The organism is Frondihabitans sp. 762G35 (assembly GCF_002074055.1).
In the GTDB taxonomy this organism is placed as follows: Bacteria; Actinomycetota; Actinomycetes; order Actinomycetales; family Microbacteriaceae; genus Frondihabitans.
In genome coordinates this window covers 41,553-68,511 of the sequence record NZ_CP014619.1, presented here as the reverse complement: position 1 = coordinate 68,511, position 26,959 = coordinate 41,553, and the positions used below count along the sequence as shown (strand labels likewise).

Here is a 26,959-nt window from a genome sequence, read left to right as displayed (position 1 = left end):
GAAACCTGGTGGCATCAGCTGCTTGCCGAGCAGAAGCCGAGTCACCGGCCGTTAGTCGGGCGGATCGGGATGAGGGCTCCTCGAGAGAGAAGGACCACTGCGTCGTCGAGACCGGGGTCAGTTGGCGAGCTTTCGTGGTGCCGGGCAGGGATGGCCGGCAGGATGCACGCACCCTCCGGGGAAACCGGATCGGCTCCCCGCTCGCCCGAGCGTGAGGCCCTGGGTCCAACGTCACAGGTTATGGAGGGGTCCCGGTCCGGGAGGGAATTCGCTGGCCGCTGGTCGACCGTTCCGTCTAAGCGCGGCGGCGCGAACGCGCCTACGGCGAATGCTGGCGGGTGTGGCGAGACTCCACGTTTGGGGCGTTTTCGCGGAAGTGAGCGGCGAGTCGTGGAGTCTCGCGGTGCTGGCGGGCGACGGCACCGGATGACCGACAACCGCGCGACACGACACACGAGCCACAGGAACGTGAAGCGGCCCGACCGCGCGGTTAGCATTCGGAAAAGACTGATCCTCTCCTCGACGCGCTGAGGCGTGCCGTCGCCGCCTCGCCCGCGGACATCGCTCTCCGAGTGCACCTCGCCGAGCTGCTCGAGGCCGCCGGCGAACGGGACGAGGCCGTGAGCGTCATCGCCGCGGTGGTGGCGACCGAGCCCGAGAACGTCCGAGCGCGGTCCGTCATGCTCCGGCTCCTCTCCCCGCCATCGAGCCGTCCGAGCGCTCCCTCGGCGGATCCCGATCCGGTGCCCGAAACTCCGATCGAGGAGTCGCCGTTCGACTGGGGCAGCGCGGAAGACCAGGTCGCCAATCTTTTTCAGCCGGCCTTCGTCGAGACCGACGATACGTCCTAACCGGAATCGCCCCTCGTCCTCACCGAAAGACCGAGCGTCACGCTCGACGACGTCGGCGGAATGGCGACGGTGAAGGAGCGTCTCCGGGCGTCGTTCCTCGAGCCACTGAAGAACCCGGAGCTCCGCCGGCTCCACGGGAAGAGCCTCCGGGGTGGCCTCCTGCTGTACGGACCGCTCGGATGCGGCAAGACGTACATCGCGAAGGCTCTCGCCGGAGAACTGGGCGCGTCTTTTCTCTCCGTCGGACTCTCCGACATCCTCGACGCCTACATCGGCAATAGCGAGAAGAACGTCCACGAGGCCTTCCAGCTCGCCCGGAGGCAGTCGCCCTGCGTCCTGTTCATCGACGAGATCGACGCTCCCGGGCAGCGACGGAGCCAGACTCGCAGTTCGGCCCTCCGCGGCACCGTGAATCAGTTGCTCACGGAACTCGACGGCGTCAGCACCACCAACGACGACGTCTTCGTCCTCGCGGCCACGAACCAGCCCTGGGACGTCGAGCCTGCGCTCCGACGTCCGGGGCGCTTCGACCGGACCCTCCTCGTCCTGCCACCCGACGTCGAAGCCCGCGCCGCGATCTTCCGCACGCATCTCGCGGCTCGTCCGATCGAGGGGATCAACGCGGAACGGCTCGCCAAGAACTCCGCAGGACTATAGGGCGCGGACATCGCCTACGTGTGCGAACTGGCGGCGGAGAGCGCCATGACCGACAGCGTCCGAACCGGCACCGTCCGCATGATCGGAATGCAGGATCTCGACTCGGCACTGTCTCACGTGCGGCCATCGACAGGGCCCTGGCGGGACAGCGCCCGGAACGTCGTCACGTTCGGCGAGGACGACGGCACGCACGCCGAGCTGCGCGCGTACCTGAAGAAAGTCAAGCGCCTCTAGGTCGCCCCATGCCTGAAAATACTGACCTCGCCCGCGCCCGACTTCTGATCGACGCCAATCGTCCCGTCGAGGCACTCAGCCTTCTGTCGAAGGTCCTCGCGATGGAGCCCGACGATGTCGACGCCCTGCGGCTGTTCGCGGCGACGCACCTTCGGGACGGCGACTCCTCTGAGGCGCTTCGTGCCGCGTACCGGCTTCTTGCCGTGAACCCTGACGACGTGTCGGCGCTCCAACTCGCAGCGAAGGCGCACAGCGCCATCGACGACCACGACGAGGCGATCGTCGCGGCCGATCTGGCTCTCGAGAGGGCGCCGCAGAATCCGGACGCCCACATCACCCGAGTCGTCGTCGGCTTGGCCGCCGGCGACACGGGTCCTCGCGTCAGCAAGTCCGCGACGATGGCGGTGACTCTGGCTCCGTTCTCCCCGTCCACGCACATCACGCTCGGGAACTTCCTCTGGCGCGACGGGAGACCCGACGAGGCTCGTGCCGCGTACGGCGAGGCCCTCCGGATCGACCCGCAATCGATCGTCGCGAGGACCAACCTCGCCTCGCTCGATCTCGGTCGGAGAAGAGCGGTTCCGTAGGTGCGGGCCTTCACTGCGCTACTCCGGGAGGTTCCGAACTCCGCGCGTCTTCGGCAGAACCTGCTCATCAGCGTTCTCGGCGCTCTGACGACGTTCCGCAAGATATCCATGGCGACCACGCTCCTCCGGACCTTGGTCGCCGTCGTCACCAATCTCCTCGCCCTGTCCGGGGCGGTCATCGGCTCTAATGCCCTCTTTTTGACGTCGGCGATCGGAAGCGGCGTCTCGCTCGCCCTCCTGGTCGGCTATGTCATTCTCTTCGGGAAAGCGGCCGGGCCGAGCGCCCGGGCGTATCTCCGAGGTGCCTTCCGCGACGCTCCAGGATTCCGAACGATCGTCGGGCTCATGATCGGGAGTGTCGTCGTCATCGCGGCCTCAGCCTTCATCGGTCCGCACCTGGACTTCATCTGGGGCCTTCTCCTCACCGTCGCCGTCCTGACGAGTCTCCAGAAGAGGGCCGAGAAGCACTGGTACGAGTGGAGCACCATTCTGGCCGCGCGCTCGTGACGCGTTGCCGATCTTTCGCGCGGACCGGCGCGGTTCCCGGGAGCATCCGACGACTCAGTCGAGGTCGCCGAGTGCACCCCCTGCTCTCCTCCGGCCGAAGATGTCTGGTTTTCTCGATCTACCACGAGGCATCGCGCTTTCCCCGGCAGGCACGGTTGACGAAACCTCGATCCTGATAGTCGACCAAGAGGAGGTCACCTTCAGTCGGAGCGCCCGATCGCACGAGGTGCGTCGGGTTGGGCAGGCCATCATGCAGGCTATCGGTCCACGGAACGAGGCGCCTCAGCCCTACGGCCACCTCCGGATTCGAGGGCGACGCGGGCGCCGCGAGGCACAGATCCTTGCTGGTTGCCGTGCACCACGCCGAGAGCAGGAGCCCGGCGCACGTGGGCATGATCGATCGCCCCTGGCAGCTGAAGTGGCCTATGACTCCACGTTTTGCGCGTTCTCGCGAAAGTGAGTGGCGAGTCGTGGAGTCTCACCGGGCGGGCGGGCGACGTTCCGCCGCCGGACTCCACGTTTGGCGCGTTCTGGCGAAAGTGAGTGGCGAGTCGTGGAGTCTCGCGGAGCGCGGCGCGGAGCGAAGCGGGCAGCGACAGCGGCACAGACACAGAAGAGCACAGACACAGGAGAGCACAGACACAGAAGAGCCCCGACCGCGAGGTCGGGGCTCTTCGAAGCTGGTGGGTTGTTGGCAGAAAGACCGGCAGGCCAATGAATTGCTGGGATCTCGCCGAGCCGTGTCAGAGGCAAATCCCACGATCTTGCCTGAGATTTCCCATCCCTACAGTCACGCGGATTTCATGTCTCTGAGGAGTGGCTTGTGAGACTTCCCATCCACCCTGTTTGCGGCTCATGCCGGCACAGTGCACTTGTGAACCTACTTTTGAGGCTATTCCGTGGGATTTTTTCGGCTAACCGTTGCCACTCCTTCCCCATTAGTCACGTACACCACTCCGGTAACGGCTATCCCGCGGGTAAATGGAGCCAGGCAATGTGCTGACGACACTTGGTAGGGGTCTGTCGGTTATTGTCCGGTCTGGTCCCTAGCTGACCGTCCCGCCCGGACGGCAGACGAGAGCGTGCATGTTCTTCATCCTTTGACGCCATAGTCATCAATGCGAAGCCTGGCGACTTCTGGAGTGGCCAGCCCGTAGTCGCCAGGCTGATGCCGGGCGTTCTTTCGCCGCCGAGCAGTAGCGGGCGGGAGGAGCCCGCGAAATGCCGGGCGTCGTACCCGACAAACGTCCTTCACCCGAGGACCGTCTCAGCTGATCGATGAAGCGGATCACTTGTCGCAGGACGGCCCGGCTCGTCCGTGAGAAACACGCGGGCGGACTTCAATATCTCGTTAGACCGCTTCAACTGCTCATCATTCGCTTCGGTCGACGGTTTTACTCGAGAACGTCCGACGCCACGCTCGGCTGCTCGCCGACGTCGACCTCGTACCAGCGCGGCTTCCCTTGTCGCTACGGGCCGGATGACGGGCCCCCCAGCCCGGCTCAGGAGGACTTCGGTCTCTATTTCCTGAGGTGGTCGAGGTCGTTATAGAGGAAGCACCGGGAGCTAAGGACACCCATGTCGCCCTCCGCGTTGTCATAGATGAGTCGCGCGGTGTGGCCGCTGCCGACCTCGAAAGCGTGCAGGAGGATGGCGTCGGCATTGCTGTCGCAGAACATCATCGTGCCTTGGTCGAAAACTGGGTCGTCCGCTGCAGTCCCGGCGCCCAGAATGTCGAACCGGTCCCTTTGCTCGCGGAAGAAGTTTCGACAGGCGGTGTGCCGGAGATAGTTCGCCGCCCCTTCCGTCAGGGCGATGGGGACGGGAATTGTGGCTCCGTGCCCTCCGACTGGACGGTCGAACTCGTCGTTTTGTGTCTCCAACATTCCCCAGTCCCTTTCTCCGACAGCGACCTGAACGGTACCGATTGTCGCACCTCGTCGACGAGGCGCTGCGTAACTGTCCGTGGCCTTGACGCCAGCAACCTAGGGCATAGGCAGGTGCGTGTAGATGATGTCCCAGGCGTCGCCGGCCGGTTGGAATCGAGTGACGGTGCGGTCGGTCGAAAATGCGGTGAGGACGGACGGCGGGTCTGATTCGACGTCCGCCGCCGGGTATCTGGTGAACGCGGTCCGCTGGGGGTTGCCCCGGAACAAGCTCAGTTCCCGTCGCATGCCGAGCATCGACCGGTGAAATGCCTTGCTGAAAGTCGTGTGCTTGCACTCGATTCCCCAGAGGATCTGGTCGTGGCGGGGATGTCCAGTGGTGCCCGAGGCGACGGCGACGATGTCGAGTTCGTGCATGTCACCATCGACAGGGCTTGTCGGTGCTCCTGGTCGTCGGTTGTGGCTAAGTGAGAGGACTTCGATGTCTGTCCAGATCTCGAAGGACTGGGTTCGGCTCTGGCATTCGAGCCAGGTGAAACGCTTGTCGATGGGGCCATGACCCGCTCTGAAGCGCATTGTTGAACCCCCGTGGACGGCAACCGTCACACCTTCCTGCGTCTTTAGGTTCTCCAGGATGTTAACGAGGGTCCACGCCTCGTAGATCTTCCCCGGTCCGGTCTTTTTTAAAGGATCGGACGCAGCCCCCATCGCGGCGAACGCTTTGCGGATGGTGACGATGACGTTGGCTTTCTGTGGCGTTGGCATGGGCTAGACCGTCATCTCCGCACTGTCGCCGGTGTCGTTGTCGAGCGCGTGAATGAGGTCGTCGAGTTCGGCGACGGCCACGTCGGCGGCTGCGCTACCTTCCACGGCCGCCCCATTTGGGCCGGTGGGCGCAATTCGTGGATCGGAGTCTCGAACAATGTCGATGTATGGAGGAACCGGCATGTCGAGAACGCGAGCGTATCTCCCGGTCACCAGGGCCACGGCGCCCCGCGAATGGAGGAACACTTCTTGGCGGAGCCGTCGTAGAAGGTCGAGGAGTTCTCCTTTACCGCCGACTGAGATGTCCTCGAGCACGTCATCGAAGTCGATGCCTCCGTGTTCGCGTGCCAAGTCGCGAACCAGTTCGATGACCTCGGGGTAGTCGCTTTTATTCACCGGGTTGTGACCTTTCGTCTTGCCCATTGACGGAGTGTGATTTTGCCGCGGCCGACTTGGAGAGCAGCGTCGGCGATGTGCTTGGAGGCCTGCTTCACGGCTTCCTGCTGGGCACTCCCGCAGGTTGCGCCGGACTCAGCCCGTGGACGATTGCGAAGACGGGCTGGTCTGTACGGTTGGCTGCGCCGCAGGGGCGCCGCTGGAGTTGGCCATCGAGTCGCCCCGTTCCTCGGCCGTTGCTTCTGGATCAACGGGGTCGTCTACGAACGACTCGCCCATCATCATTTGGTAATGGCCGTGCTGGTGCATGATGCGGAAAATCTGCTCGAAGACTGCGAGATTGGCGTCGACGGTGCTGGCGGTTTCGCTGTAGTGCAAGTCGTCGAAGACTGAATGCGAACCGGCGTTGACCCAGGAGACAAGGCTGCGACATAGCACTTTCTCATGTCCGCTGAACTGGGCAACGATGTCTGCCGTGTCGACACCACCGAGAATCTGGAAGTACGACTCGATGATGCGCCGCAGAACGTTCTGGAGTCCGACGGTGGACGCGGTGGGGTCTTCGCTGATGAGGCGCACTTCGGCCCAGAGGGACGCATAGACGGTCTTGACGGGGTTTTTGTCACTGAAGGTGATGGTGCTGGGTGCGTGCGGCCTCTTGCGGATGACTCCGTACTGACGGGGGTATCTCGGTCCGCGAGGAGGGTCGTAGTTGACCTCCTTATGGAAATGGACGTTGTGGGTGAGCAGGATGAGTTGGCGGACACGGCCGGTCCCCTCGCCGATCTTGGCCATCGTCGACCGGAGGATGGTGGACACGGCGTAGAGGATGTCGCTGTCGAGGCTTGAGATGGGGTCATCGATGACGGCGAGGATGTCATGCGTCTCACCTTCGGCCGCCACGCCCTCGAGCGACTGGGCGTAGTAAAGGAAGGTGATGAACGTGCGTTCCCCTTCACTGAGGGTCTCGTCGGCCACCTCGCCGTTTTCTCGACGGATCATGTAGCCGTCTTGTCGCAACGGGGATTCCTCGACGGTGAAGGTATGGAATCCAGCGCCGGCCAACAGGTTGTTGATCCTGTCTATGACGAGCCGGCTGGACTTCGTTTGCGCAGTGAGTTCCCGGCGTCGATCTTCGTGCTTCTTGACGGTGGCGACACTGATGGCAACGGAGTCCGTAACGCCGTCGATACGTTTCTCCAGAGGGTTTGTGGTCATGTCGTAGGCGTCCAGCGCGGCCTTCATGTCGTGGGCGGCGTATGCGGCCCAACAGTTGGCGATGAAAATCGTTCGTCGCCCACCCCGCGTGCGGATCAGCTCATTGTGTGTCGCGATGGCCTGGTTCGCGTCGTCGATGAGGTCCACTATCTGTTGCTGCGCGTCTTCGGGAATGGTGACCTGGAGGATGGTCGATGGGGTCGCGAGTTTCTGCTCAGCGGCGCGACGCACTTCGCCTATCGCCGTAACGAGGTGGACGCTAGCTAGTTCCCATTTGGCCGCGTCGACGTTCGCCGAAAAGGAGGCGTGCTCTGCGAGGGTCTCGAGATAGTCGCCCCACTCTTGCGCCCACATGGCAACTTCCTTGTCGATGTCTGCGAGGGTGGCGAGCTGCTTGGTGTAGGTCTCGTCGAAGTATGCGTTGAGTTGCTCGACCAGGTCTTGCGGCGCCTCCTGCTGGCAGAACGGACACGTTTTCGCGTCTGGCTGGAGGAAGTGGCGCCCCTGGTGGACCCAGTCGGCATTGCCGTGCTTCTCGATGAATGGTGCAAGGCGAACGTCACTGCTTCCGACGATGGCGACTCGAAAGAGCTCGAGGTCCGAGAAGTCATCGGTCCGGGCGACATCAAACGTGGGTAGGGGGTCAATCGTCTGAGCCGAATCGTCCAGAACCGCCGCTGCCTCCGTCGTGAGGGCGGACAGAGTGACGGAGTTCTCGTCGCCGCGTGCAGTGTGGGCTTCCAGGAGCCTCTTGGCGAGTTTTTCGGCGCTTCCGTTGTAGCCGGCGAACATCGGCTTGAGGACCGCCGGTACGTTACCGCGGGCAAGCCATGCAGTGTTCTTCAAGACGTCGAAGGCGGCGGCGGCTTCAGCTTGAGCGGCCTCGATGTTCCTCCGTTGTCTCGCGAGGACTTCGTTGGCTTTCGCGATGCACCCGTCGGGTCCGTCGTGTTCGGCCAGCTCTCGTTCGATCTCGACGCTTTGGGTGCCGAGTAGGAACACGCCTGGAAGGCTGTCCGCCTGCCGCAGGGTGGCATCGACGGAATCGCGGTTGTAGACCCGCACATTCAGAGGAGCGTCGGGATTCATCCACTGGAGAGTTGTACCCGTGTAGCGGCTGGGGTCGGCGAGGGCGCGACTGATTGTCGATTTACCGGATCCGTTGGGACCGAAGATGACCGTGGTGGAAGTCAGCGGGCCAATATCTGTCCCGGGAGAGGTCCCGAAAATTGGCGTCCCGTGAAGGTGCAGAGAGGTGAGCATGGGCCTGTCGCGGAGTTAAGGGCGGTGAGCCGCTTGTCGGCATTCCGACAGATGCTCATGAACACATGTCAGGGTAGCGGAGCGGAGGGACCGTCCCTACGCTCCAAACTGTCTCGACCTGCCGGTGTCCAAGTGGGCGCATTCGGCGATGAGCCGCGCTTCGATTTCGACCTGGTCGGCGTCCGGTTCGCAGATCGCCGTCAGAACGTGGGCGTGAGCGGACAGAGTTCTCTCGTGACGCGTTTTAGACGTAGTGTGCACCTGGCGTCGCGCCTGAAGTGCGACTGCACTCGGCACGCCATGAGCAATTCGCCGCCGGCGACCAAGCGTTCGATGCCTTAGGCGCGCTCCAGGCGGTTGCTCTTCCATGTCAGACGCCGACTCGATTCACCGCAGGACGGGCACCCCTCTCCCTGAAGATGATTTGTCGCTCGCTGCCGGAACCATCCGTGGCCTGGGATAAGGCATCGGATGCTCACGTCGGCGTGGGCGTCTTCGAAAGTGTCGGAGTCGTACTCGTAGGCGGTTCCATGAACTGCCTGCGCTTTCCGAACGAAGGCCTCGGCGCGGCCGCGTACGGTTGAGCCTCTGCGGGTTCGGCACGACAGGCAACCCGTGCCCCGGAGATGATCCTGTGGCTTTTGCCAAAACGTGACACCGTGGGCGCCGCAAACGATTGGCACTTCGGCCTTCTGATTCGTGTAGGTCTCCGGCACCGACGCGTAGTCGTAGCGGGCGCCATACCGCGCGGTAGCGCTTTGCACGAATTGAGCGGCTCGCTCTGTCCGGGTCATGTTCTTGGTGGCCACTTCGACTCCAATCACTTGTTACGCGATTGTTCCTCGAAGTGCGCGACATGTGGCTCACCTCTGAGCGTGTCACGTAAGGAAAGTCGCGCCGCGAGCCCACCCACAGGCGTCGCAACTTTCTCATCGTGCCGATTAGTGTCAGCGCACGTCGAGTGGGACCTTGTCGGCGGTGTCCGTGGCCACCCCTGCGCCTTCGGAATGACGGCTTGCCCAGCCGCTAAATCGCGCTCAGCGGACGCGAGCGACACCAGAGGGCGGCCAATTGTCCCCGAGAGAGGTGACGGTATGAACAGCTACGTCGATCCGTTTGACATCCCGGAACTGTCGGACGAGGAAGCGGCGCAACTCGCTGCCAAGTGGAAGGAAGAGGGCCGGAGGCGACACCTCGAGGAGACCGTCCCAGTGGCCGAGGCTGCCACCCTGCTCGGGACCGGCGCCCATCAGGTCAAGGCCGATATCGCCGCCGGGCGACTCTGGACGCTGAGCCAGAGCGGAGAAGAGCGAGTACCACGCTGGCAGCTCGTCAAGACCGGGAACAGTGGCGGGAGTGCGCCATATCGTCGTCTCCCGCACCTGACCGAGGTGCTTAAGGCCATGCCGGCAACACTTAGCGGTGGCTCGGGGGCGATGATGCACGGGTGGATGACCACACCCCACGACGAAACTCTCGTGGACTGCGAGCCCGTGTCTGCTGTCGAGTGGCTCGCCGGCGGGAGAGACCCTGCGCCTGTCATCGAAGCGCTCACCGACTTCGACTGGACACTGTGACCAGGATGGTGTCCGGTCCTGCAAGCACCTCCGCTGCGAACCGGCACCCGGCCGACAGCTGCGCTGGGACAGTTCACGTGGGGGAAGCCTCGTGAGGCCTCGGCTCGTGTCGATGCATCTGGGCCGGGACAGCCTTCACATGCTTGGGGCATTCATTTTCGCGGATCCCGACGGCGGCCAGCTGCGGCGGGTCAACGTCGACGACGCCGACACTGAATCCGGGTATGAGGTGACGCCCGCCGGCAGGCAGGCACACCTGCCCAACACCGGCGCCTACGTGGACGAGGCGGACCGGCTCTTACGGGCCCTACTCACAGCCCTAGAAGAGCGTGACGATGCCGAGTGTGACGGCCCGAACGGGATCGGAGCTGCCCATGAGCTGGGGTGACGAGGTCCGCCGAACCCAGAATCTCCTCGACCTCCCGCCCGGATTCGGGCGCACGACCGACATGACCGCTGTCATCAGGGTGCTCGCGGCGGCGGGCATGCCCGGTGCGGAAGTGTCCTCGTTCAACCAGCTGACTCTCGGCGACGGCCGGGTGGTGTTGTTGACGACCTTCAGCCCGTTCTGGCCGGTGGTCGCCATCGATGAGATTCCGCCTCGCCACGACCTGGTCCTCATCGCCGACACTTCTATCCCCACTCCCGTCATCCAGCTGGCCCGCACGATCCGGAAGGGTATCCTGCTGGTCGATCTCCGCCGCGGCCTCGTGTGGGACGACGGCGACCTTGTCAACGGGACGACGCCGCGGCGGAGTGCGTCCCGGTACCGGTACGCGGTGTTTGCGGCAGCGAAAGTCCTCGTCCGCCAGGGCGGCGACATCGAACGGGTCATGCATATGGCCGGCCTCACCCGCCTGCAGGCGGAAGACTCCTTCAAGGTCCTCGAGAGCATGCTGCGCCCGTCCGGGACCCGGTGGGAAGCGAAACGTTCCGCAGACCTCCTGGACTGGATCCTCGCGGCCTATCCGGGCCCCGGCGGTGCGTCGACGTTCTGGAAGGCGAACCTTCCTCTCGAGGTGCAGGCCGAACGGATCCGCGCCTACGCCGACGTGCACCTCTCCGGCACCTGGGCTGCCCGCGAGGTGCTGCGCCACATCGAACCGGTGTCGGTGACCGTGTTCTCCTGCACCGGGCTTGACCTTGACCCGCTCGGGTTCCGGCCCGCGACCTGGCATGACGCCACCGTCACCCTCGTCATCCCGGAAGACCGCACCATCTTCGGCCTGGCCGACTACTTCGGGCCGACGGGATGCACGGACGAGTTCCTCACCGCCCACCTCCTCGCACAAGACCCGCGGCTCTCGCAGCCGGAACGCAACGCGGCGTTCGAGGCGATGCGAACCCACATCCTGTGGCAGATCGAGATCGATGAGGACCTGCGCTGGAACATGCGCGACTGATGCCACCGGAACACCCGAAACCCCAAGCCGTCCGCGCACACCCGTCTAGGACGAAAGGACACGAATGACGTACAACACCACCCCCGACAACACGACCGACCAGCCGGCCGAGACCTCATTCAGCGGCACTCCCGGCAACGGCCAGGCGCGGAAGGTCTTTAAGGTCATCCGCAACGACCAACTCCTGCTGCCCATCCCGGTCCACCCCGGCGCTCTCGTCGTCCCGAAGTGGGACACCACCGGCGAAGTCCCCGGCTGGACACTCACCGGGGCGGAAATCGACATGCACCACCAGAGCCTCCTCTGGGGGCAGCTCCTCTATACGCGCGAAACGGATGGTCGGCGGGTGCGGGTGGGGGTGCGGTGGAACCCACAGCAGTTCGGCCTCGAAGCGCAATGCCTCGACTCCACCGAACTCACCGGAGGCCCGGCACTCCCGTTGGAGGACACGGACGGCATCGACACCGACGCCTTGGAAATGTCCACCCTCCGCCGGGCGCAACGCCTCGTGGAACTGAACTCCTTCATCGGCTCCGTCGTCGCGAACCCCGCCTCTCAGGACGTCATCCTCCAATCCGCAGGACTCGGCCTGACACGCCTCCCCCACCCGGACAACTGGACCACTGCCGAGGAAGCCGACGGCGCCGATGGGGATGGTCGCCACGATGGCTGACCGGGAGCAGGTCGATTTCGGACTGTACGACGACGGCAGCACACCGGGCTGGCTCGACCGTCCTCCCGGCCAGCCGACACCGACTCTTCGCCCGGACCAGATGCTGCTGCCCGTTCCCGCACTCGAGGACACGTTCGTTTTCCCATGCTCGAGGAGCGACGCGTTGCCGGCCGGGTGGACGTTCCTTGCCGCCGGGATGAATGCGCCCCGGCTGACCCGTCTGAACGGCCGGTTCCTCTTCCGCCGCGACGCCGACACCCGGGTCGTCGCCGTCTGGGTCCCATGGTTACCCGACTGGAACCGCCTTACGGCGATAACGGGAGAGCCCGACACCGGCGAGCCCCTCGAGAAGGATCTGGACAGCGACATGCGGCGCATCGAGGAGACGGTCCTCCGTCGGGCGGAACGCTATCTGGACCTGCTCACCCTGGTCGGGGCAGGAGCGACAGCCCCGGACGTGCAACTCGTGATGCTGGATGCCATCGGCATTGGACCCAGCCAGCGACTGACATGACCCTCCGCCCTTACCCCATCAACGCGCACGCCCGACCCGGCACCACGGTCAGCACCACCACTCACCACGATGACACCACCGACTGCACCGTCTGGCTGCGCATCCTCGACGGAGCCAGGGACTCAGCCGGAGGGCCAGCGGCCGACACCGAAGATCCGCCCCAAGGACCCGAGAGCGAAGAAGAGGAAACGCCGTGACAATTCGCGCTGCCGACGTGAACGTCCACCTGGACCAGCCGCCTATTAGCGGCACCATGCTGCTCCACGACGACGAGACCCACACCATCGTCCCCATCGTCATCCACCCCATCGACAGGGCTCCCGGATTCGTGGTCCGACCGCCCATCGGCGACACCATCCGCGACGACTTCGACGACTACAAACGAGAAGCGGAACGCATCATCCACACCCTCCTCACGGTCACAACCCGTGAAGCATCTGACCGGGACCGGCACGTCAGCCGGTTCGAGGACATGTTCCGCATCCCCGACCCCGCAGGCGATGAGGGCTGGCAACGGGTGCGGTGGCGGTACGTCCGCGGTGACGCCAGCGCCATCGAACTCGAAACCGAAGCACTCACACGAGCAGGGCCCGACCTGCCCGTCAGCACCAATGACCCGTCACCCGACGGCGTCGACGACGATGGAAAGAACTGGTACCTATGACGACCGACAGCCCCGACCTTGGCGTACTCGCCGTCACGGAACGCGACGGCGTCTACCTCGTCACCACGCTCACCGGGTCGGCCTACGTCATCAACTTCCAGAAGATGACCGCCACGCGCAACCCCAACCCCTACGACGAGGACCAGGAGAAAAATCTCCGCAAAGACGGCGAAGAACGACCCCTCCTCGGCATCAGCGAAATTGCCATCGGCAGCGACATGATCCTCATCCTCGACGTCAGGGGCGACGCGGTACCCACTCGTCGATGGACCACCCCTGTCATCAGGATCGAACGCCTCACCGCAACATGAAAGTCGAAGGGAAACGACGCCTGGCCGACCGGCAGATGATCTGGAGATCTCGGATTCTTCCGCCACCGAACTCCTTCCAGGACGGGGCTTTGTCCTGAAAGGTCGCGTTACCCGTCGCAATGCCCTCGGCATAGATCCACTCGACGGCAGGCCAGTCGCCCGCCTTCATGACGCGGATGGTCACCTCGGTCATGCCGGGTTGAGGGCCCGACTGCTGACGGTGAGGGCGGCGAAGTCGGCGCGGTAGTACGCCCACTTGCCGCGCTGTTCGCGGGTGGCGAGGCCGGCGTCGACGAGTTGCTTCATGTGATGGGACACGGTCGGCTGCGACAATCCGACCGGTGCGGTGAGGTCGCAGATACACGCCTCCCCGGTGGGGCTTGCCGCAATCAGCGACAGGAGCCGGACCCGGGTCGGGTCGCCCAGGGCCTTGAAGACCTTCGCCACGTCCTCGGCCGCGGAAGCGTCGAGCGCGTCGTCGCCGGCTGGTGCGCAGCAGGCATCGGCGGGCTGGAGAAGGAGTGTGGCGCTGGTGGTCATGGGTCCAGTCTGCCAGTCGCATTGACATCTGTCGATGTATCGAGCACAGTCGATGTATGACCGTTCTCGATCCGAGGAGCTTTCCCGTGTCTGATCTTCCTGTCGTTGTCATCGGTGCCGGCCCCCAGGGCCTTGCCGCTGCCGCCCACCTTCTCGAGCGTGGGATCGAGCCGCTCGCCCTCGAGGCGGGCGCCGGTCCGGCGGCAGCAGTCGCGGGTTGGGGTCACGTCCGGTTGTTCTCCGCCTGGCCGGAGCTGGTGGATGCGGCGGCCAGCCGTCTCCTGGCCGGGACGGGGTGGGTTGCCCCGGCGAGTGGGTATCCGATCGGGTCGCAGTGGATCAGCCGCTACCTCGCACCTCTCGCCGAAGCCCTTGGTGGCCGGGTGCAGTACAGGACGACCGTGACCGGGGTGGGCCGGAAGGGCCGCGACCGCCTCGTGGACGCGGGCCGCGGCGAGCAGCCGTTCACCGTCCATGTCGACATCGACGGGACCGAGCAGCGCATCGACGCACGCGCCGTCATCGACGCTTCCGATACCTGGTCGACGCCGAACCCGCTGGGCGCCGACGGCATTCCCGCGCTCGGCGAGAAAGCGGCGGCGGGCTTCGTGTCGTACCGCATCCCCGACTTCCACGACGCTGCCCGGTTCGCCGGGAAGCACACCGTCGTCGTCGGGAGCGGGCACTCCGCTGCGACCTCGGTCAACGAGCTGACCCGCGTCGCCAAACAGCACCCGGACACACGCATCACGTGGGTGCTTCGTCGAGGGAACGTGGGAAACACATTCGGCGGCGGCACGGCCGACGAGCTACCCGAGCGCGGCGCTCTCGGTGCGCGTGCGCAGAAGTCCGTCGAGGCGGGGATCGTGGATCTCGTCACCGGGTTCCGGGTGGAACGAATCGACACCACCGACACCGGCGCCGTCCTCATCTCCGAGGACGGGCGTGCCCTGCCCGAGGCAGACCTGGTGGTAGCGCTCACGGGGTTCCGCCCGGATTTGTCGTTCCTGTCCGAGGTGCGCCTCGAGCTGGACGCCACGTTGCAGGCGCCTGTGCGGATCGCGGTGGAGGTGGACCCGAACGTGCACAGCTGTGGGTCCGTCCGTGCCACAGGAGCTGCGGATCTCGCGCAGCCGGAAGAAGACTTCTACCTCGTCGGTGCGAAGTCCTACGGACGCGCCCCGACGTTCCTGGCCATGACCGGGTACGAGCAGGTCCGCAGCGTCGTCGCGGAACTGGCCGGCGACCACGAGGCCGCTACCCGCATTGACCTCGTCCTCCCGGACACGGGCGTGTGTGGCGGGGCGGGGCTGTTCGATGACCCGACCGGCGCCAAGGGCGGCGCCTGCTGCGCCCCCGCCCCGGCCCTTTTGCAGATCGGCCGCGCACCCGTCAACGCCTGAGCCTCAGGGCAGCCTAGGCCTTGGTGAGGCGGGGCGCGAGTTCCTGGATGCGGTGTTCGAGGTCCGTGAAAGCGGCCTCGAACGCCGCATCCGTGCCGGTCTGGACGGGGTCGGGGATCGACCAGTGCAGCCCGGAGGGGACGGTCAGTTCTTCGTGAGCGTTGTCGCAGACCGTGACCACGAAATCATCCGGCCCAAGAACGTCAGCGAGCAGCTGCGGGGTGGCTTCATGCACGTCCAGGTGGTGCCGCTTCGCTGCCCGAATAGCGCCCGGTTCGACCCGCTCAGCGGGGTGAGTTCCCCCCGATGTGGCAGGGATGCTGCTCGCACTCGACCACAGGGCTGCGGCGAGCTGGGACCGGGCGGAGTTCCCGGTGCAGACGAACACGACACGGTGTGCAGCCATGGTCGCCGTCGGGGTGAGCCCGGCCAGGGCGCCGGGGGCGAGGTGGAGGTAGCTGCGCCGGCGGTCACCCTCGGACCGGACCCGAACGAGAATGCCCACGCCTTCCAGCACCTTGAGGTGATGCGCCACGAGATTCGAGGGCATCCCGAGCTGCTGGCCCATATCGGTCGGGGAGACGTCACCGAGGGTCAGGAGGTCGACGATTCGTAGGCGTGCCGGATCGGCCAGGGCGGCATGCTTCGCGGCCCGAGCCTCGATCGTCTCAGTTAGTTCAGCGTTCATTACCTCAATCTTGACTGAGGTACCTGGTTGCCGTCAAGATGTGGACGTGCCCTCCTCGACCTCGATCCCACGCGCCGATCTCCTGCGCCGTCTGCTGGCGGAGCTGCTCGGGACGGGTCTGCTGGTGACGGTCGTCGTCGGGTCCGGGATCATGGCCCAGCAGCTCAGCCCGCACGACGTCGGCCTGCAACTGCTCGAGAACAGCCTCACCACCGCCCTCGGACTCACGGTCCTGATCCTGATGCTCGGCCCGATCTCCGGGGCACACTTCAACCCGGTGGTCACGCTGGCTGACTGGGCTCTTGGCCGCCGAACCCGAAACGGGCTCCGCTCAGCACTGCTCCTTCCCTACGTCGTCGCGCAGGTCGTCGGGGCGATCCTCGGAGCGGTCCTGGCGAACACCATGTTCGACACCCCCACCACCGTCTCCACCACGCACCGCGTCACCAGCGGACACCTCCTCGGGGAGGTCGTCGCCACGGCGGGGCTCATCCTGGTGATCTTTGCCCTCGCCCCCACCGATCGAGGGGCACTGGCAGCTCCCGCGGTCGGGGCGTATATCGGGGCGGCGTACTGGTTCACCAGCTCCACCTCGTTCGCGAACCCCGCCGTGACCATCGGCCGGATCTTCACCGATACCTTCGCCGGCATCGCCCCGACCTCGACCCCTGCATTCATCGGCATGCAGCTGCTCGGAGCAGCTGTCGGCTGCGCTTTGCTGCTTGTCCTTTATCCCGACGTCGCCCGGTCCGCCGACGACGTCGTGGTCCCGCACCTCGACCAGGCATCCGCCTGACCCGCCCCGGAAAGGCTCTCTCATGCATCTCGTTGCCATCGGCGGTTCGGACGCCGGAATCTCCGCCGCGCTCCGCGCCCGCGAACTCGACCCGTCCGTTGATGTGACCGTCGTCGTCGCGGACGCGTACCCGAACTTCTCCATCTGCGGCATCCCGTACTTCTTCTCCCGCGAAGTGCAGCCCTGGCAGTCCCTCGCCCACCGCACCCACGCCGACCTCGAAGCCACCGGCATGAACCTCCGCCTGGAGACCTTCGCGACGTCGATCGACGTGACAGGTCACCGCCTCGCCGTCCGCGCCCTCGACGGCACGGAGTCCACCATCGACTACGACGCCCTCATGGTCGGCACCGGTGCACTCCCCTCCCATGCCGGCATCGAAGGCCTCGATGCGTTGGGGCCCGAGGACGGGGTGCACGTCATCCACTCCATGGGCGACACCTTCGCCCTCGACCGGTTCCTCGAAACCCGCAACCCCGCAACCGCAATCATCGTCGGCGCCGGCTACGTCGGCCTGGAAATGGCCGAAGCGTTCACCGTCCGAGGCATCCGGACCACGCAGATCCAGCGCGGCCCGGAAGTGCTCTCCACCCTCGACCCGGAACTCGGCGCCCTCGTGCACACGGAACTCACCGACCACGGCGTCACCGTCCTCACCGACACCACCGTCAACCGAATCGACAAGATCGGCGACAGCCTCACCGTCAGCGCCACCCACCACGGCGAACCGGTGACTCACACTGCCGACGTCGTCCTCGTCGTCGTCGGCGTCCGCCCGAACACCGACCTCCTCGAGGGCGCCGGCGCGACCCTCGGCGCCGGCCGCGCGGTTGTCGTCGACGACACCATGCGGACAGGTCTTCCCGATGTGTTCGCGGCCGGCGATGGAGTCACTACCCACCATCGTCTCCTCGGCACCACGTACCTTCCCCTCGGTACGACCGCGCACAAGCAGGGCCGCGTCGCCGGCGAAAACGCCCTCGGCGGCACCGCACGGTTCGCCGGGTCCGTCGGAACCCAGGTCGTGAAGGTCTTCGACCTCGTCGCCTCCCGCACCGGCCTCCGCGAACACGAAGCACTCGCTGCCGGATTCGCCCCCGTCAGCACAACCGCGATCGCGGACGATCACAAGCGGTACTACCCGGGCGCGCAACCGATCTCGATCCGTGTCACCGGCGACAGCCGCGACGGGCGACTCCTCGGCGCTCAGCTCGTCGGCCGCCTCGGCACCGAGACCGCCAAACGCGTCGACACCTACGCCGTCGCCCTGCACGCCGGCCTCACCGTGGAGCAGGTCAGCGAACTCGACCTCTCCTACACGCCCCCGCTCGGCTCCCCGTGGGATGCCGTGCAAGTCGCCACCCAGTCCTGGTCCCGCGAGCACCGTCAGGCGGTCACCGCATGAGCGACAAGCCCACCGTGCTGTTCATCTGCCAGCACAATGCCGGCCGCTCCCAGCTCGGCGCGGCCCTCCTCGAGCACCTGGCCGGAGACGATTACACCGTCAATTCCGCCGGAATCGCCCCCGACGAGAAGGTGAACCCCGCGGTCGCGGCGAGCATCGCGGAGCTGGGGATGGACATCAGCCAGCGGCAACCGCAAGCAGTCACGAGTGCGGACCTCGATCAGGCCGACGTCGTGGTTCTCATGAAGCCGGGCCTCGTGCTGCCGAGCACGCCAACAGGGCGTGTGCTGAAGTGGTCGTTCCCGAACCCGCAGAACTGGGACGTCGAGTCGGTGAGGCCGCTACGGGAAGCTGTCGCTCGACAGATCGCGACGGACCTTCTGGACCGCACGTAGATCTCCGAGGGAACCGGCCTGGGATGATCGAGCATGACCATCGCGCGAGTCGTCGTCTTATTCGTGTTCGCCGCTATCGCAGAGATCGGCGGGGCATGGCTTGTGTGGCAAGCCGTCCGCGAAGGGCGCGCGTGGTGGTGGGCAGGGCTTGGCGTCATCGCCCTCGGCGCCTACGGCTTCATCGCCACTCTGCAGCCCAGTGCCGAGTTCGGGCGGATTATGGCCGCATACGGAGGCGTCTTCGTTGCCGGCTCGCTCGTCTGGGCGATGGTCGCCGACAAGTTCCATCCCGACCGATGGGACATCACCGGGGCGATCATCTGCCTCCTCGGCGTGGCCGTGATCATGTTTGCGCCCCACGCGCGATCAACATCGTGAGAGCTGGCACGTCCCGCGGCTGGATGAGTTCGTCGATTAGTGGTCGTCGTCTTCTGGTTCGCGTTCCCCGGTGAGGACCGAGACCGGGACGGTGCAACTGTCACCTCGCCACGCCTCGATGCCTTCTTTAACGGCGAACACGACCACCACAAGCGCTGCCACCGGGTCCGCCCAGGTCCACCCGAACAGGCTGTTGAGTAGCAGCCCGACGAGGACCGCGGCCGACAGGTAGGCGCAAATGAGGGTCTGCTTCGAATCGGCAATCGCGGACGCGGAGCCGAGTTCTCGGCCGGTGCGCCGTTCAGCGAGGCTGAGGGCGGGCATGATCAGCAAGCTGAATACGGTGAGAACGATGCCGACGGGGCTGTGCTCGGCCTCACGGACGCCGGTCAACGAGAGTGCGGCGTCGATGGTGACGTAGATCGCGAGAGCGAAGAACGAGATCGCGATAACGCGCAGGGCCGTCCGTTCCCGTGTCTCGGGATCGCGAGCGGTGAACTGCCAGGCGATCGCCACGGCGGAGAGGACCTCGACGATGGAGTCCAGGCCGAAGCCGACGAGGGCTGCGGAGGATGCCATGGTGCCGGCGGTGATCGCGACGACCGCCTCGATGGCGTTGTAGGTGATGGTCGCTGCGACGATCAGCCGAATCCGGCGGCGCAAGATCCTGGTGCGAGGCGGGACAGGGATCGCTTCGGTGCTGGTCATGCGTGGTCCGTTCCGGGTTCATGGGCGGTGTGGCCGGCGGGCTCGAGTTGGAAGGTGCTGTGCTCGACATCGAAGTGCCCGACCAGGCACGCTTGCAGCTCGTCGAGAACGCGGGGTGCGTGGCCGTCCTGGAAGCACTCGTCCGTCAGGGTCACGTGCGCTGACAGGGCGGGGAGGTCCGAGGTGACCGTCCACGCGTGGAGGTCGTGGACCGCGAGAACATGGGCGGGTTCGAGCAGGTGTCCGCGGATTGCGTCGAGGTCGACACCTTCTGGGGTGCCCTCGAGGAGGATGCGGCCGGAGTCTTTCAGCAGCCCCCACGCCGCATGCAGCATCAAGACAACGACGATTAGCGAGGCGATGGAGTCGGCGCGCGTGAAGCCGGTGACCAGGATGACGATCCCGGCGATGACGGTGGCGATGAACCCATACAGGTCGGTGAGGATGTGCTGGAACGACCCTTCGACGTTCAGGCTCTGCCGGTTTGCTTTCGCGAGAACCCAGACGGCGACGATGTTCACTGCAACGCCGAGGAGCGCGACGATGAGAACCGGTCCGCCTTCGACCCTGGGCGGGTCCAGAAGCCGCCGGATGGCTTCGATGGCGACGATGGCACTGATAACCACGAGGGTGACCCCGTTGACTGCGGCGGAGAGAATCTCGGCACGTTTCAGCCCGAATGTCCATCTGGAGGTACTGGGGCGGGCGGCGAGGCGGATCGCGACGAGAGAACCGGCAAGGGCTGCGGCATCGGTAAGCATGTGTCCTGCGTCGGACAACAGAGCGAGAGACCCGGAGATGATCGCGACGACGGCTTCCACGAGAAGGAACCCGACGATCAACGCCAAGGCGATGCTCAGCAGCCGAGAGTTGGCGTCGGGAGCGGCGCCATGACTGTGTGCCTTGTCATGCTGGTGCGTGTCGGTCACTCGTTGACTCCGGTGGTCTCGGGGTGGATCGCCACCGTGTGACCGGTGTGGGTGAGGCCGAGGTCGAGGAGCATTCGGACGTGGCCGTCGTCGAGGCGGTAGTAGGCCATCCGGCCACGACGCGCGACCGACACCACTCGGTGCGCTCGAAGCAGCCGAAGTGCGTGACTCACGGAGCTTTCACTCATCGACGTCGTCGCGGCGAGATCGCACACACACATCTCACCGCCTTCGAGAAGAGACATCAGAAGGCGAAGCCGGCCCGGGTCGCCGAGAAGAGAGAATACGTCCGCCAGCTCGAGGACATCTTCCGCTCCGGGCAGGCTGCGCCGAACCAGGTCGACCTTGTCGGGGTCGATCATCTTCAGCTCGCAACTGTCGATGCTGGCCAGGTCGCTTGCCATGATGACTCCTCATCTGATCACCTGTTCAGATAAACGGTAGTAAGGATGAGACGAGGATGCCAGGCGCCACTTTGAGGTTGTGGACAGGATCGCTTTGCGCCCGTTTTCTTACGCCGATACATGACGCTCCTGCGGTGCCGCTCGCAGAGGAATTTTCCAATCCTCGCCCACGGGTACATAATCTGCGTGTGCACTTAAATAAGCAGGTATGCGGCCTCGATCCTGATTCCGAGTATGTGGAACTGGCCGTGGAGGTCTTCGCGATGCTCGCGGACCCGACTCGAATTCGCATCATTCTCGCGTTGAAGAACGCCGAGGAGATGTCGGTGAATCACTTGGCCGACGTCGTCGACAAGAGTGCTGCGTCGGTGTCGCAGCATCTGGCGAAGCTGCGCCTGTCTCGCATGGTGCAGACCCGCCGCGAGGGCACGACCGTGTTCTACAGGCTGACGGATGAGGACGCCTCCGAGCTGGTCATCGACGCCATCAAGCAGGCCGAGCACGTCGTCGGCTACGCGCCACATCATGGTGAAGAGGAGGTAACCGCATGAGCGAGCGCACCCGCGGCAGCGACACGACCCACACGCACGCCCACGACCATGACGACGATCACGGGCACTCGCACGGCCACGGCCATAGCCATGACCATGACCACGGACACGGACACGGACACGGACACTCGCACCCGCACGGCGGGGTCAAGGGGTTCCTGTATGACCTCTTCGTGCCACACACGCACGACTCTGCCGACTCGATCGACGACGCGATGGAGGCCTCCGCGGCCGGCGTCCGGGCCCTGAAAATCAGTATGTTCGTCCTGCTCGGCACAACCATCTTGCAGGCCCTGCTCGTGTCGCTGACTGGCTCGGTCGCCCTTTTAGCCGACACCATCCACAACTTTGCCGACGCGCTGACGGCAGTCCCACTCTGGATCGCTTTCGTCCTCGGCCGGCGGATTGCCACCGGCCGCTACACCTATGGATACGGGCGAGCCGAAGACCTCGCAGGCATGTTCATCGTCTTCGTCGTCGCGCTCTCCGCGGTCGTGGCCGGCTGGGAAGCGATCAGCAGGTTCATCCACCCCCGGTCGATCGAGAACCCCTGGCTGCTCGTGGCGGCCGGTCTCATCGGCTTTGCTGGCAACGAGCTGGTGGCGATCTACAGGATCCGCGTCGGAAAGAAGATCGGCTCCGCTGCACTCGTTGCAGACGGGGTCCACGCACGTCTGGACGGCTTCACGTCCCTTTCCGTCATCCTCGGTGCGGTTGGCGTACTTCTCGGCTTTCCGCTCGCCGACCCCATCATTGGTCTACTCATCGCAATCTCGATCCTGCTATTGCTGTGGGGCACCGTGAAGTCCATCGGCGCACGCCTCATGGACGCCATCGACCCCGACCTCTACGAGCGTGCCGAGCACGCCCTCGAACACGCGGAAGGCGTGCTGGCTGTCCGTGACCTGCACCTTCGGTGGATTGGTCACCGCATCATCGGATCGGCGACGGTCGTGGTCGGCACGGCCGAGCTGCACGAAGCGACGCACCTCGCTGAGCACGCCTCAGAGCACGTTCGCGAAGCCCTCCGAAATGTCGACTCGTTCACCGTGACGCCCACCGGCAGCGCCACCCCTGAGCACTGACGCTGTGTCCGACCAAGCCCCGCTTTCCGACTCGCGCCGACGATCACTGCTGCGCCGCGGCATGGCCTTGGAGATTCTCACTCTGAGCTGGAACGTCGTCGGCGTGGTCGTTCTCGCACTGTTGGCGATCACTACCTCTTCGGTCGCGCTGGCGGGATTCGGCCTCGACAGCCTGATCGAGATAGGAGCGAGCACCGTCGTGCTGTGGGAGTTGTCCGGGAGCGGCGAAGAACGCCGAAGACGTGCCCTCACACTCATCGGCGGAGCATTCGTCGCTCTGGCTCTCTATCTCCTGATCCAGTCGACCACGGCGCTGCTCGCCGGTCATCACGCTTCTCGGAGCGGCCAGGGGATCGTCTGGACGGCCGTGACCGCGATCGTGATGTTCAGCCTGGCCGTCGGAAAGGCCAGGACGGGTCGTGCTCTCGAGAATCCCGTCCTGATGACTGAGGGGCGCGTGACTTTCATCGACGGTCTTCTCGCCGTCGCCGTCCTGCTCGGGCTTGCATTCGATCTCACCCTGGGGTGGTGGTGGGCAGACCCGGCCGCCGCGTTGGTCATCGTCTACTACGCCATCCGAGAGGCCGCCGACATTTTTAGGCCGGACGACCATTCGTAGCCTGTTGCTTTGAGGTACAGCCCAATGCGACACGAACGACGTAAGAGACTCGTGTCGCTTTGCAGCTCCTCGCCTAGCTCAGCTTTTCAAGGCTTCCACGTAGTCGTTCATCGAGACGTTGACCACGTTCGCGGTGTAGATCGAGCCAATACCCGCGATTGAGCCCAAAGTGCAGAAAGCAGCGTTTGACGGCTTCAAGTTGGTGTGAAAATCGGATCCGATGTACATCGGCGGCGTCCACCACCCTCGTCCTGCCTCGTGGGCTAAGTGGGCCGCGCGATTGACTACGTCGCCCATGTAGACGACCTCGTTGATTCCACTTCCGCTGTAACCCGCCTTGATCATGAGCGCTCGGCCGAACTCCATGCCAATGCCGACCGACACGGGATCGATCGAATTAAGTTCGAAGTAGTGATTGAGCAGCTTGATCAAGGTGTTCGCACGGGTGGCGGCGTCGAACACCGCATCCACATCGCTCTTGTATGGGGTGTTGTAGACGGCCCATACGCAGTCGCCAACGATATTGACTTCCCGGACCACCGCCACTGAGTTGAGCACGGCGACCATTTCAGATATGAAGGTCCGGTATATCTTTGCCAGCTTAGGCCGCTTGTATTTGTCCGTCATGCCAGACGAGTCACGTATGTCTACGAAGATCGCTGATGCTTTGCCGTAGAAACCGTTGGTGAAGGTCAGGTCATCCCGGTCTGGAAGCGAGTCAACCTCCTCGAAAGACGTCGATGGGCGACCAAGTATTTCTTTGATTCGATCGGCGCTCTTTGCAACGTCGTATGGCTTGAAATCGCCGTCCATAAACTTCCTATCAGTTTGAGAGTTCGATGACAGCGGCGGCCGCGGCTATGGCCACACCCGCCGCAAGCCCTGCCCGTATCGCCCACTTTGCAAAGCGAGCCTTAGTCGTAGCAATCGTCGCGTTTGCATGAATCTGATCGGCCAGATCCCGTATGAGTTCCGCTGGATCGGCCGAGAGCGTGTGCACAACGTCCTTGTATTCGGGCCGCCGTCCCCGGAAGTTGGCAGCGATACTCACGTAAAAAATACGATTGATGGCCTGGGGGTCTGCATCCTTGTCGTTAATTCGCGGCGTAAGCGTGAGCCCGCAAAGTGCGCCCGTTGTGGCGACGAGGATGCAGGCGGCGACGACGAGGATGTCAACGGGGATTGTCCGATTTTCAATCACGCGGGCGAGATTGAAGAGCAGGGTGGCCATGGCGCCGGTGAATGCGAGAGTCACTGCGGCCTTTGTGTCCGAGTGGCGTATCCATTCGTTGATCAGACTGAGAAGCTTCCAAGCGTGGTCGGGATTTGGCGCGGGAGCCACCCTCGCGCTCCGCCGGACTCCTCGGACGCCCGCACTGTGACGCTTTCTCATCCCTGAACCGTATCGGCTGCGGGCGTCAAAGATGCTGCCAGCCGGCAGAAACGATCGTTCGTGCCCGGGGTCGGTCGTAGGGCGATCCCCGGCGGGCTCTCGACGCTACGCGTCGATTTCGATACAAACCAGGGGATCTACATCGAGCCGAACATCTGGGTACAGCACCCGCTAGCAGTTTAGGCAGGCGGCCTATTCGCGGTGAAGCCGATGGTTGTTAGCCGCCAGGATCTCGTCCGATAGCGACGGGTCGGCTTCGGCAACTGCCCGTGAGACCACCAGGGCGCCGACCATCTGACTGAACAGCGCCACGGCCTGCTCACGCGCGTCTACAGAAGTGAGCCGGGCGCCGGCGTCGGGCGCGCGCTGTAGAAGCAGATCCGTGATGTTCCGGAAGTACCCCTCAAGCCCGTCGCGGTAGGCAGTCTGCGGGTCAATACCATGCCGTCCGGCGTCGACGGGCAGTGCGGCGGAGGGGCATCCCGTTTCGGGGTGGTCGCGATGTGCCGCCGTGACGTACGTGTCGATCATGGCGTCCAGGGCGACCTGCGGGGCGTCCGGCGATGCTTCCCGAAGCTCGGACACGACGGCCAGGGACTGCGCGAAGCCCTGCTGATAGACCTCGAGCGCCAGGTCGTCCTTTGATGCGAAGTGGTTGTAGAAGCCCCCGTTGGTCATGCCAGCAGCGTGCATCAGGTCCTGGATGCCGAGACCGTCGACGCCTCGACGCTTGAAGCCCTCGCTCGCTGCGCGAACGATCTTCTCGCGGTTGAGCTCCTTCTGGGCCTGAGTGATGCGTGGCATTGGTTCTCCTTGAGCGATCGGTACCCGCGTCGGGTGGGCGGGCGGACTCGCTCGCACTCTTCGATGTTACCCAACATCAAAGTTGGCTGGGAGAGTTCCCAGGAGGTTGACACCTAATAATTATGAGTAACCTCATTAACGAGTTGCCAAACGGCACCACCACCGAGACCGGCTCCGGCCGAGTCCGAAAATCCATGAGGAGACACCATGTCCGACACCACCGCCACCCGCACCCCCGCCTACAGCATCACCGAGGTGCTCGAGGTCATCGACCCCGCTGGCGCCCAGCGCTACTCCGAGCTCACCCCGGTGTCGGTCGAGAAGGTCGGCGGGCGCTTCGTCGTCCTCGGCGCCCAGCCCACCGTCGCCGAAGGGGACGCCGGCCTCGTGCTCGCCGTCGTCGAGTCCCCGACATGGAAACCCTCGAGGCCTGGTACAACTCGGACGACTACGCCCCGTCCCGCGAGATCGCAGCGACGGCCATGCGCCGTCGCCTGATCTTCCTGCCCGGCGTCCCCACCACGGTCTGATCGCGGATGTTCACCGCCATCAACCCACCGGACCCGACCGAGTTCGCCGGCAAGCGCGTCGTGGTCACAGGAGGCTCCCGAGGCCTCGGAGCCGCCATCGCTCAGCGGCTCCGCGACGGCGGCGCCGTCGTCGTCGTCACAGCGCGGAGCCGCACAGACGAGACCCCCGACGGTGCCACCTTCATCTCGGGCGACGTCAGTTCGGTGCAAGGGGTCCAGGCCTTCGCCGCCGCTGCGCTTGACGCCCTCGGCGGAGTCGACATCCTGATCAACAACGCCGGCGCCGCCCGCGTCCACCTCGAAGGCATCGCCTCGATCCCCGACGAGGAGTGGGTCGACTCGCTCAACCTCAACTACCTGTCGGCGGTTCGAGTCACCAGCGCCTTCCTCGCCGCTCTGCACGAGGCCGGCCCCGGAGGATCGGTCGTCAACATCTCCTCCGGGGCTGCAATCGTTCCGGCGCCGCCGATGGCGCACTACAGCGCCGCCAAGGCCGCACTGAACGCCTACGGCAAAGCTCTTGCCGCAGAGCTGGCCCCGGCCGGCATCCGGGTCGCAACCATCAGCCCCGGCAACGTCGTCTCGCCCGGCGCCGACGTTGTGAGGCAGGATCTCGCCGACGCACTCGGGACCCCCATCGAGGACGCCACAACAACGATCCCGCTCGGCCGCCTCGGCGACCCCCGTGACGTCGCCGAGGCGGTGGCATACCTCGCCTCGCCGCGCGCCCAATGGGTCACAGGTGTGAACATGTACGTCGACGGCGGCGAGATGCCCAGTTTCTAGCGTCAGGCGCCCGCGGCCCTTGGGTCACTTCGGCCGTGG

Annotated in this window: 34 protein-coding genes and 1 pseudogene; 22 read left to right on the top strand and 13 right to left on the bottom strand. The window is 64.9% G+C overall.

Going from position 1 to position 26,959, the window contains the following annotated elements; all coding sequences use genetic code 11:
* Positions 1 to 527: 527 nt before the first annotated feature.
* The 5 genes from AS850_RS16730 (at position 528) to AS850_RS00345 (ending at position 2,836) form a co-directional block, all read left to right on the top strand.
* Entirely contained in the window at positions 528 to 851 is a 324-nt protein-coding gene (locus AS850_RS16730; protein ID WP_442856914.1) for a tetratricopeptide repeat protein, read from the top strand.
* A gap of 60 nt (positions 852 to 911) precedes the next feature.
* Positions 912 to 1,508 (top strand): ATP-binding protein, encoded by a 597-nt coding sequence (locus tag AS850_RS16725; protein ID WP_236940782.1) that lies wholly within the window; start codon positions 912 to 914, stop codon positions 1,506 to 1,508.
* A 45-nt stretch (positions 1,509 to 1,553) separates the two neighbouring features.
* A complete protein-coding gene (locus tag AS850_RS16720; protein ID WP_236940781.1) occupies positions 1,554 to 1,742 on the top strand; it encodes a hypothetical protein in 189 nt (62 codons plus the stop codon).
* 8 nt (positions 1,743 to 1,750) lie between these two features.
* Positions 1,751 to 2,329: a tetratricopeptide repeat protein gene (locus AS850_RS00350; protein ID WP_119867330.1), complete on the top strand. Its 579-nt coding sequence runs from the start codon at positions 1,751 to 1,753 to the stop codon at positions 2,327 to 2,329.
* 108 nt (positions 2,330 to 2,437) lie between these two features.
* The gene (locus tag AS850_RS00345) at positions 2,438 to 2,836 is read left to right on the top strand and encodes a hypothetical protein (protein WP_216819806.1); all 399 of its coding nucleotides are present in this window, start codon (positions 2,438 to 2,440) and stop codon (positions 2,834 to 2,836) included.
* Between the two features lie 1,520 nt (positions 2,837 to 4,356).
* Here the strand turns inward: AS850_RS00345 and AS850_RS00340 are convergent.
* The 4 genes from AS850_RS00340 to AS850_RS00325 all read right to left on the bottom strand — a co-directional run bounded on the left by AS850_RS00340 (position 4,357) and on the right by AS850_RS00325 (position 8,364).
* Positions 4,357 to 4,722 carry a hypothetical protein gene (locus AS850_RS00340; protein WP_119867328.1) on the bottom strand — a complete coding sequence of 122 codons (366 nt, stop codon included), beginning with the start codon at positions 4,720 to 4,722 and terminating at the stop codon, positions 4,357 to 4,359.
* Positions 4,723 to 4,821: 99 nt separating this feature from the next.
* Positions 4,822 to 5,487 carry a hypothetical protein gene (locus tag AS850_RS16185; protein WP_123955398.1) on the bottom strand — a complete coding sequence of 222 codons (666 nt, stop codon included), beginning with the start codon at positions 5,485 to 5,487 and terminating at the stop codon, positions 4,822 to 4,824.
* A gap of 3 nt (positions 5,488 to 5,490) precedes the next feature.
* Positions 5,491 to 5,910, bottom strand: a complete 420-nt coding sequence (locus AS850_RS00330) for a hypothetical protein (RefSeq protein WP_123955397.1) — start codon at positions 5,908 to 5,910, stop codon at positions 5,491 to 5,493.
* A gap of 108 nt (positions 5,911 to 6,018) precedes the next feature.
* Positions 6,019 to 8,364 (bottom strand): AAA family ATPase, encoded by a 2,346-nt coding sequence (locus AS850_RS00325; protein WP_119867325.1) that lies wholly within the window; start codon positions 8,362 to 8,364, stop codon positions 6,019 to 6,021.
* A 1,094-nt stretch (positions 8,365 to 9,458) separates the two neighbouring features.
* Between AS850_RS00325 and AS850_RS00320 the strand changes: the two genes are divergently transcribed.
* From AS850_RS00320 to AS850_RS00290, 7 genes are all read left to right on the top strand, one after another.
* Positions 9,459 to 9,941, top strand: a complete 483-nt coding sequence (locus AS850_RS00320) for a hypothetical protein (RefSeq protein ID WP_119867324.1) — start codon at positions 9,459 to 9,461, stop codon at positions 9,939 to 9,941.
* 106 nt (positions 9,942 to 10,047) lie between these two features.
* Positions 10,048 to 10,329 carry a hypothetical protein gene (locus AS850_RS00315; RefSeq protein WP_123955396.1) on the top strand — a complete coding sequence of 94 codons (282 nt, stop codon included), beginning with the start codon at positions 10,048 to 10,050 and terminating at the stop codon, positions 10,327 to 10,329.
* 79 nt (positions 10,330 to 10,408) lie between these two features.
* Positions 10,409 to 11,344: a hypothetical protein gene (locus tag AS850_RS00310; protein ID WP_123955395.1), complete on the top strand. Its 936-nt coding sequence runs from the start codon at positions 10,409 to 10,411 to the stop codon at positions 11,342 to 11,344.
* Between the two features lie 64 nt (positions 11,345 to 11,408).
* Positions 11,409 to 12,017 carry a hypothetical protein gene (locus tag AS850_RS00305; protein WP_119867321.1) on the top strand — a complete coding sequence of 203 codons (609 nt, stop codon included), beginning with the start codon at positions 11,409 to 11,411 and terminating at the stop codon, positions 12,015 to 12,017.
* Positions 12,010 to 12,531 carry a hypothetical protein gene (locus AS850_RS00300; protein ID WP_123955394.1) on the top strand — a complete coding sequence of 174 codons (522 nt, stop codon included), beginning with the start codon at positions 12,010 to 12,012 and terminating at the stop codon, positions 12,529 to 12,531. The genes AS850_RS00305 and AS850_RS00300 overlap by 8 nt, the downstream gene beginning before the upstream one ends.
* 253 nt (positions 12,532 to 12,784) lie before the next feature.
* Entirely contained in the window at positions 12,785 to 13,195 is a 411-nt protein-coding gene (locus AS850_RS00295; protein WP_216819804.1) for a hypothetical protein, read from the top strand.
* The gene (locus AS850_RS00290) at positions 13,192 to 13,506 is read left to right on the top strand and encodes a hypothetical protein (protein WP_119867318.1); all 315 of its coding nucleotides are present in this window, start codon (positions 13,192 to 13,194) and stop codon (positions 13,504 to 13,506) included. Before AS850_RS00295 ends, AS850_RS00290 begins: the two co-directional genes overlap by 4 nt.
* On the opposite strand, the gene AS850_RS16180 is transcribed toward AS850_RS00290, so the two are convergent.
* Together AS850_RS16180 and AS850_RS00285 are read right to left on the bottom strand one after the other, a co-directional pair.
* Positions 13,493 to 13,699: a hypothetical protein gene (locus AS850_RS16180; RefSeq protein ID WP_123955393.1), complete on the bottom strand. Its 207-nt coding sequence runs from the start codon at positions 13,697 to 13,699 to the stop codon at positions 13,493 to 13,495. The genes AS850_RS00290 and AS850_RS16180 overlap by 14 nt on opposite strands.
* On the bottom strand, positions 13,696 to 14,046 hold the full coding sequence (locus AS850_RS00285; RefSeq protein WP_173795162.1) for an ArsR/SmtB family transcription factor: 351 nt from the start codon (positions 14,044 to 14,046) through the stop codon (positions 13,696 to 13,698). Before AS850_RS00285 ends, AS850_RS16180 begins: the two co-directional genes overlap by 4 nt.
* A gap of 56 nt (positions 14,047 to 14,102) precedes the next feature.
* Between AS850_RS00285 and AS850_RS00280 the strand changes: the two genes are divergently transcribed.
* Complete coding sequence (locus AS850_RS00280; protein ID WP_119867317.1) at positions 14,103 to 15,449, top strand: NAD(P)-binding domain-containing protein; 1,347 nt, start codon at positions 14,103 to 14,105, stop codon at positions 15,447 to 15,449.
* 13 nt (positions 15,450 to 15,462) lie between these two features.
* Here the strand turns inward: AS850_RS00280 and AS850_RS00275 are convergent, their stop codons facing one another.
* The gene (locus tag AS850_RS00275) at positions 15,463 to 16,137 is read right to left on the bottom strand and encodes an arsenate reductase/protein-tyrosine-phosphatase family protein (RefSeq protein ID WP_119867316.1); all 675 of its coding nucleotides are present in this window, start codon (positions 16,135 to 16,137) and stop codon (positions 15,463 to 15,465) included.
* A 46-nt stretch (positions 16,138 to 16,183) separates the two neighbouring features.
* Here AS850_RS00275 and AS850_RS00270 point away from each other — a divergent pair, with 46 nt between their 5' ends.
* From AS850_RS00270 to AS850_RS00255, 4 genes are read left to right on the top strand one after another with little or no spacing between them, the layout of a single operon-like run.
* Complete coding sequence (locus tag AS850_RS00270; RefSeq protein WP_119870046.1) at positions 16,184 to 16,933, top strand: aquaporin; 750 nt, start codon at positions 16,184 to 16,186, stop codon at positions 16,931 to 16,933.
* 22 nt (positions 16,934 to 16,955) lie between these two features.
* Entirely contained in the window at positions 16,956 to 18,338 is a 1,383-nt protein-coding gene (locus AS850_RS00265) for an FAD-dependent oxidoreductase (protein WP_119867315.1), read from the top strand.
* Positions 18,335 to 18,733 carry an arsenate-mycothiol transferase ArsC gene (locus AS850_RS00260; RefSeq protein ID WP_119867314.1) on the top strand — a complete coding sequence of 133 codons (399 nt, stop codon included), beginning with the start codon at positions 18,335 to 18,337 and terminating at the stop codon, positions 18,731 to 18,733. The genes AS850_RS00265 and AS850_RS00260 overlap by 4 nt, the downstream gene beginning before the upstream one ends.
* A 33-nt stretch (positions 18,734 to 18,766) precedes the next feature.
* Positions 18,767 to 19,111 carry a YnfA family protein gene (locus tag AS850_RS00255; RefSeq protein WP_119867313.1) on the top strand — a complete coding sequence of 115 codons (345 nt, stop codon included), beginning with the start codon at positions 18,767 to 18,769 and terminating at the stop codon, positions 19,109 to 19,111.
* A 36-nt stretch (positions 19,112 to 19,147) separates the two neighbouring features.
* Here the strand turns inward: AS850_RS00255 and AS850_RS00250 are convergent, their stop codons facing one another.
* The 3 genes from AS850_RS00250 to AS850_RS00240 are packed head-to-tail and all read right to left on the bottom strand — an operon-like array spanning position 19,148 to position 21,152.
* On the bottom strand, positions 19,148 to 19,819 hold the full coding sequence (locus AS850_RS00250; RefSeq protein WP_119867312.1) for a cation transporter: 672 nt from the start codon (positions 19,817 to 19,819) through the stop codon (positions 19,148 to 19,150).
* The gene (locus AS850_RS00245) at positions 19,816 to 20,748 is read right to left on the bottom strand and encodes a cation diffusion facilitator family transporter (RefSeq protein WP_119867311.1); all 933 of its coding nucleotides are present in this window, start codon (positions 20,746 to 20,748) and stop codon (positions 19,816 to 19,818) included. Before AS850_RS00245 ends, AS850_RS00250 begins: the two co-directional genes overlap by 4 nt.
* Positions 20,745 to 21,152, bottom strand: a complete 408-nt coding sequence (locus tag AS850_RS00240; RefSeq protein ID WP_236940780.1) for an ArsR/SmtB family transcription factor — start codon at positions 21,150 to 21,152, stop codon at positions 20,745 to 20,747. The genes AS850_RS00245 and AS850_RS00240 overlap by 4 nt, the downstream gene beginning before the upstream one ends.
* A 188-nt stretch (positions 21,153 to 21,340) precedes the next feature.
* Between AS850_RS00240 and AS850_RS00235 the strand changes: the two genes are divergently transcribed.
* The 3 genes from AS850_RS00235 to AS850_RS00225 are packed head-to-tail and all read left to right on the top strand — an operon-like array spanning position 21,341 to position 23,407.
* Positions 21,341 to 21,703 (top strand): ArsR/SmtB family transcription factor, encoded by a 363-nt coding sequence (locus tag AS850_RS00235; protein ID WP_216819874.1) that lies wholly within the window; start codon positions 21,341 to 21,343, stop codon positions 21,701 to 21,703.
* Complete coding sequence (locus AS850_RS00230) at positions 21,700 to 22,788, top strand: cation diffusion facilitator family transporter (RefSeq protein ID WP_119867309.1); 1,089 nt, start codon at positions 21,700 to 21,702, stop codon at positions 22,786 to 22,788. Before AS850_RS00235 ends, AS850_RS00230 begins: the two co-directional genes overlap by 4 nt.
* A gap of 4 nt (positions 22,789 to 22,792) precedes the next feature.
* Entirely contained in the window at positions 22,793 to 23,407 is a 615-nt protein-coding gene (locus AS850_RS00225) for a cation transporter (protein ID WP_236940779.1), read from the top strand.
* A 78-nt stretch (positions 23,408 to 23,485) separates the two neighbouring features.
* Here the strand turns inward: AS850_RS00225 and AS850_RS00220 are convergent, their stop codons facing one another.
* The 3 genes from AS850_RS00220 to AS850_RS00210 all read right to left on the bottom strand — a co-directional run bounded on the left by AS850_RS00220 (position 23,486) and on the right by AS850_RS00210 (position 25,604).
* Positions 23,486 to 24,220: an adenylate/guanylate cyclase domain-containing protein gene (locus AS850_RS00220; protein ID WP_119867307.1), complete on the bottom strand. Its 735-nt coding sequence runs from the start codon at positions 24,218 to 24,220 to the stop codon at positions 23,486 to 23,488.
* 10 nt (positions 24,221 to 24,230) lie between these two features.
* Positions 24,231 to 24,662 carry a Pycsar system effector family protein gene (locus tag AS850_RS00215; RefSeq protein WP_119867306.1) on the bottom strand — a complete coding sequence of 144 codons (432 nt, stop codon included), beginning with the start codon at positions 24,660 to 24,662 and terminating at the stop codon, positions 24,231 to 24,233.
* 330 nt (positions 24,663 to 24,992) lie between these two features.
* The gene (locus tag AS850_RS00210) at positions 24,993 to 25,604 is read right to left on the bottom strand and encodes a TetR/AcrR family transcriptional regulator (protein WP_119867305.1); all 612 of its coding nucleotides are present in this window, start codon (positions 25,602 to 25,604) and stop codon (positions 24,993 to 24,995) included.
* 207 nt (positions 25,605 to 25,811) lie between these two features.
* On the opposite strand from AS850_RS00210, the pseudogene AS850_RS00205 reads away from it, so the two are divergent.
* Positions 25,812 to 26,134: pseudogene (locus AS850_RS00205) on the top strand (DUF1330 domain-containing protein).
* A 6-nt stretch (positions 26,135 to 26,140) separates the two neighbouring features.
* Positions 26,141 to 26,920, top strand: a complete 780-nt coding sequence (locus AS850_RS00195; RefSeq protein WP_119867302.1) for an oxidoreductase — start codon at positions 26,141 to 26,143, stop codon at positions 26,918 to 26,920.
* The last annotated feature ends 39 nt before the right edge of the window (positions 26,921 to 26,959 follow it).